This is a genomic window from uncultured Limnohabitans sp. (assembly GCF_937889215.1).
Taxonomy (GTDB): domain Bacteria; phylum Pseudomonadota; class Gammaproteobacteria; order Burkholderiales; family Burkholderiaceae_C; genus Limnohabitans_A.
The window spans coordinates 1-4,382 of record NZ_CALBEX010000412.1 but is presented as its reverse complement, the minus strand read 5'-3'; the positions used below and the strand labels follow the sequence as shown (position 1 = coordinate 4,382).

Sequence of the window (4,382 nt, the reverse complement as noted above, 5' to 3'; positions counted from 1 at the left end):
TCACCGATGGCCAGCTGCCCCCTAAAACCCCCTGAATTGTTGCCATGAGTCAAGACCTGAACCTGTCCGCCAACAGCCACGCGCTGGACGAAGAAACCGCCCGCGCCGAGGTTTATGGCCTACTGTCGCAGCTGTTCTATGCTGCACCCACGGCCGACTTGCTGGGCCAATTGCAGGTCGCCGTGACCGAGGCCCCCGATGCTGGGGGATTTCTGGAGGAACCTTGGCGTGAGTTGGTGGCTTGCGCACGCCAACTGAGTCAGCCGCAGATTGCCCACGAATACAACCGTTTGTTTGGCGGTGTCGGCAAACCCGAGGTGTATTTGTTTGGCTCGCACTATTTGAGTGGTTTCCTGAATGAAAAACCCCTGGTCCGGCTGCGGGACGATTTGGCCGCTCTGGGTTTGGCTCGCAGTCAAGACATGTCCGAAACCGAAGACCATGCGGCTTATGTGTTCGAGGTGATGCGCTACTTGATTGCGGGTGACGATGTGGCGGTGTCCAACCTGACGCATCAAATGGCTTTCTTCAGTCAACATGTGCAGCCTTGGGTGTCGCACATGTGTCAGGCGATCCAAACGCACCCGCAAGCTGTTTTTTATGCCCGCCTGGCTGAATTCACGGCCGGGTTCCTCAGCGTTGAGATGCAAGGTTTTGATTTGGTGTCTTGATTGAAAAAATTTGTGATTCGACTTGAAAAAAATGACAGCTCGGATCCGGGTTTCCACTTACGACCTGACGTGTTGCTGCATACATAATCTAATATCAAGTGGTAATTTTTGCGCGCTTGAATGTTCAACAGGAGACAACCCATGACCCAAAACCGACAAGACATTTCTTCGACAGTGACCGATGCCCCCGAAGCCAGCCGTCGCCGTTTCTTTGGCAAAGCCGCCACTGCAGCCGTGGCTGTACCTCTGGCTGGAGTGCCCATGATCGCCGTGGCCCAGGCCCCCATCGTGTTCAAGATGCAAGGCTCCTGGGGTGCCAACGACATCTTCAGCGAAATGGCTCAGCTGTACGTCAGCCGCGTCAATGAGATGTCCGGTGGCCGCCTGAAAATCGAGTACCTGCCAGCTGGTGCCGTGGTCAAGCCTTTCGAAATCATCGATGCCGTGAGCAAAGGCGTGCTCGACGGTGGTCACCACGTGTCCGGCTACTGGTACGGCAAGTCCAAAGTGGCTTCTTTGTTTGGCACTGGCCCCGTGAGTGGCGCCACCCCCGAAATCGGTCTGAGCTGGATTCAAGCCGGTGGTGGTCAGCAGCTGTGGGACAAACTGGTCGCCAAGATGAACCTGAACGTCGTCGGCTTCTTCTCCTTCCCCATGCCTTCGCAGCCACTGGGTTGGTTCAAAAAATCTCCACCCAAGAAGGCAACTGACTTGAAGGGTTTCAAGTACCGTACCATCGGCTTGGCAGCTGACATGTTGCAGGAAATGGGCATGGCCGTGGCGCAGTTGCCTGGCGGCGAAATCGTTCCTGCCATGCAGCGCGGTGTGATCGATGCTTTTGAATACAACAACCCCACATCGGACATGCGTTTTGGCGCACAAGACGTGGCCAAGTTCTACTCCATGGGTTCCTACCACCAAGCCCAGGAATTCTTTGAAATCATCTTCAACAAGGACAAGTACAACGCCTTGCCCGCCGACCTGAAGGCGGTCCTGAAGTACGCCGCCGAAGCCGCATCGACTGCATCGACTGCCTTGGCCCACCAGAACTACTCCAAAGACTTGCAAGAGTTGATCGTCAAGCACAAGGTTCAGGTCTCGCGCACCACTGCAGATGTCTACAAAGGCCAGTTGGCTGCCTGGGACATTGTCACGGCCAAGTTGGAAAAAGAAGTTGACATGTTCAAGGAAGTGAACGATTCGTTCAAAGCCTGGTCGCGTCGCGTCGGTTTCTACCACTTCACCAACGAAGCCAACTACAAAATGGCTTACGAACACGTGCAGAAAACCAAGCTGCCAGTCTGATCTTGGCGTAAGCTTCAAAGACTGCCGAGATTCGTTTCGGCAGTCTTTCTTTTGTCTGAAATAGGTAAATCACATGGAAATTTGGATTCGCAGGATTGACGTTCTGAGCAAGTCGATCGGGCATGCATTTTCGTGGTGCGTCTTGATATTGACCGCATCCACCTGTTTTGAAGTGTTCATGCGCTATGTGCTGAACAGCCCTACCGTATGGGCGTTTGACATGAGTTACATGTTGTACGGCGCCTTGTTCATGATGTCAGGTGCCTATGCTGTTTCGCGCAACTCGCATGTACGTGGCGACTTCATTTACCGAAAGTGGCCCAACCGCACGCAGGCCAAAGTCGATCTGACGCTGTATGTGCTGTTTTATTTCCCCGCTATTTTTGCCATGGTGTTCACGGGTGGTCAATACGCTTATGAAAGCGCCCGCATCCTGGAGTCGAGTGTCAACAGCCCGGCAGGTGTCCCTGTTTGGCCCTTGAAGTCGGTGATTTTTGTGGCGGGTGTGACTTTGCTGATCGCCGGTGCTGCCGAGGTCATGCGTTGCCTGGTGTGCATTCGCACGGGCGAATGGTTGTCGCGCAGTGGCGACGTTGAAGAATTGGAACAAGTGCTGATTCAACAGCACGCAGAGAAAGCCGCACCATGAGTGATCCTATCGTTGCCCTCGTCATGTTGGGGCTGTTCATTGTTTTCATCTTTTTGGGCTTTCCCATCGCCTTCACCTTGATGGCCATGGGCATCGGTTTTGGTTTTTACGCCTACTTCTCCCCAGATCAATTGATGTGGGACAACCGCATCCTTTACCTGTTCACGCAAAACACTTTCAGTGTGATGAACAACGATGTGCTCATATCGATACCCTTGTTCTTGTTCATGGGTTACATCATCGAGCGAGCCAACATCCTCGATAAATTGTTTCTGAGTTTGCAGGTCGGTTTGCGATTTTTGCCTGGCTCAATGGCGGTGGCGGCGCTTGTCACTTGCGCCTTGTTTGCCACGGCCACCGGCATTGTGGGCGCGGTGGTGACCCTGATGGGCCTGATCGCCTTGCCCCCCATGCTCAAAGCCGGTTACGACCAGAAATTGGCTTCGGGCGTGATCACTGCCGGCGGCACCTTGGGCATTCTTATTCCGCCATCCATTTTGCTTATCGTTTACGCGGCCACAGCCAGCGTGTCGGTGGTCAAGCTGTATGCAGCGGCCATCATCCCCGGCTTCACATTGGCTCTGTTCTATTTGATTTACATCATCGTCCGCGCCACTTTGAACCCCTCTTTGTGCCCCAAGCCCAAAGATGTGGAGCACTACACCGTGTGGGCAAGCATCGTGTTGGTGTTCAAGGCCTTTGTGCCTTTGGCCGCGCTGATCATGGCGGTGTTGGGCTCCATTTTGTTTGGCCTGGCCACCCCCAGTGAAGCGGCTGCCATGGGCGCTTTGGGCGGCATCATTTTGGCCGTGGTCTACCGCGCCTTCACTTGGCAGCGTCTGCGCGAGTCGGTCTACCTCACGGCCCGTACTTCGGCCATGGTGTGTTTCCTTTTCGTGGGTGCAGCCACATTCGCTTCGGTCTTCTCTTACCTGGGTGGTGAGCATGTGGTCAAAGACTTCATGCTGGCTTTGAATCTGTCACCTGTTCAGTTCTTGTTGCTGTCGCAGTTGCTGATCTTCATCCTTGGTTGGCCTCTGGAGTGGAGCGAGATCATCATCATCTTCGTGCCCATCTTCTTGCCTTTGCTGCCTTTGTATGGCATTGACCCGATCCTGTTCGGTATTTTGATCGCCATCAATTTGCAGACGTCGTTTCTGACGCCGCCGATGGCGATGTCGGCCTATTACTTGAAAGGGGTTGCACCCAAAGATCTGCATCTGGTCACCATCTTCAAAGGTTGCTTGCCTTTTGTCGGGATGGTCTTGTTCACGCTGGCCATGACCTACGTGTACCCGGCCATGGTGACCTACTTGCCAGACCATTTCTTCAACCAAGCCGTTGAGATGGAACGCGACCCCAACGATGAGTCGGTGGTCAACCCCGATTTCTTCAAGGCGCAGTGATGGCCGAGACGACGAAAAATGTGTCTGACCTGACCGCATTGGAAGTGCGAGCGCACTTGCTCAGCGGCCAGGAAACGGTGCAAGAGTTCACCGCCAAACTCGGGCGTTTTGTCGATGCAGCTGACCAAGCGATCCACGCTTTTGCGCACCGCGATGACCGGGTGGTGGACTTGCAGTCAGCCAATCTGCAGCGTGACCGTGCGGCAGGTCATTTGCCTGGCGAGCTCTATGGCGTGCCGGTGGGTGTCAAGGACATCATCGACACCATGGACTTTCCAACCGAGTATGGCAGCGCCATCCATGCTGGACGCTATTCGGTGGGGGACGCGACCGTGGTGTCCCGCTTGCGGG

General features: G+C 54.7%; 5 protein-coding genes. All 5 read left to right on the top strand.

Annotated features, from left to right (window positions below):
• Window positions 1-44: 44 nt before the first annotated feature.
• The gene (locus Q0341_RS10460; protein ID WP_299512963.1) at window positions 45-671 is read left to right on the top strand and encodes a molecular chaperone TorD family protein; all 627 of its coding nucleotides are present in this window, start codon (window positions 45-47) and stop codon (window positions 669-671) included.
• Window positions 672-812: 141 nt separating this feature from the next.
• The gene (locus Q0341_RS10455) at window positions 813-1,976 is read left to right on the top strand and encodes a TRAP transporter substrate-binding protein (protein WP_299512960.1); all 1,164 of its coding nucleotides are present in this window, start codon (window positions 813-815) and stop codon (window positions 1,974-1,976) included.
• Window positions 1,977-2,049: 73 nt separating this feature from the next.
• Window positions 2,050-2,625: a TRAP transporter small permease subunit gene (locus tag Q0341_RS10450; protein WP_299512958.1), complete on the top strand. Its 576-nt coding sequence runs from the start codon at window positions 2,050-2,052 to the stop codon at window positions 2,623-2,625.
• A complete protein-coding gene (locus Q0341_RS10445; protein WP_299512956.1) occupies window positions 2,622-4,031 on the top strand; it encodes a TRAP transporter large permease subunit in 1,410 nt (469 codons plus the stop codon). Before Q0341_RS10450 ends, Q0341_RS10445 begins: the two co-directional genes overlap by 4 nt.
• Window positions 4,031-4,382, top strand: a 352-nt coding sequence (locus tag Q0341_RS10440; RefSeq protein WP_299512954.1) for an amidase family protein, incomplete at its 3' end; no start/stop codon positions are given. The genes Q0341_RS10445 and Q0341_RS10440, both read left to right, overlap by 1 nt.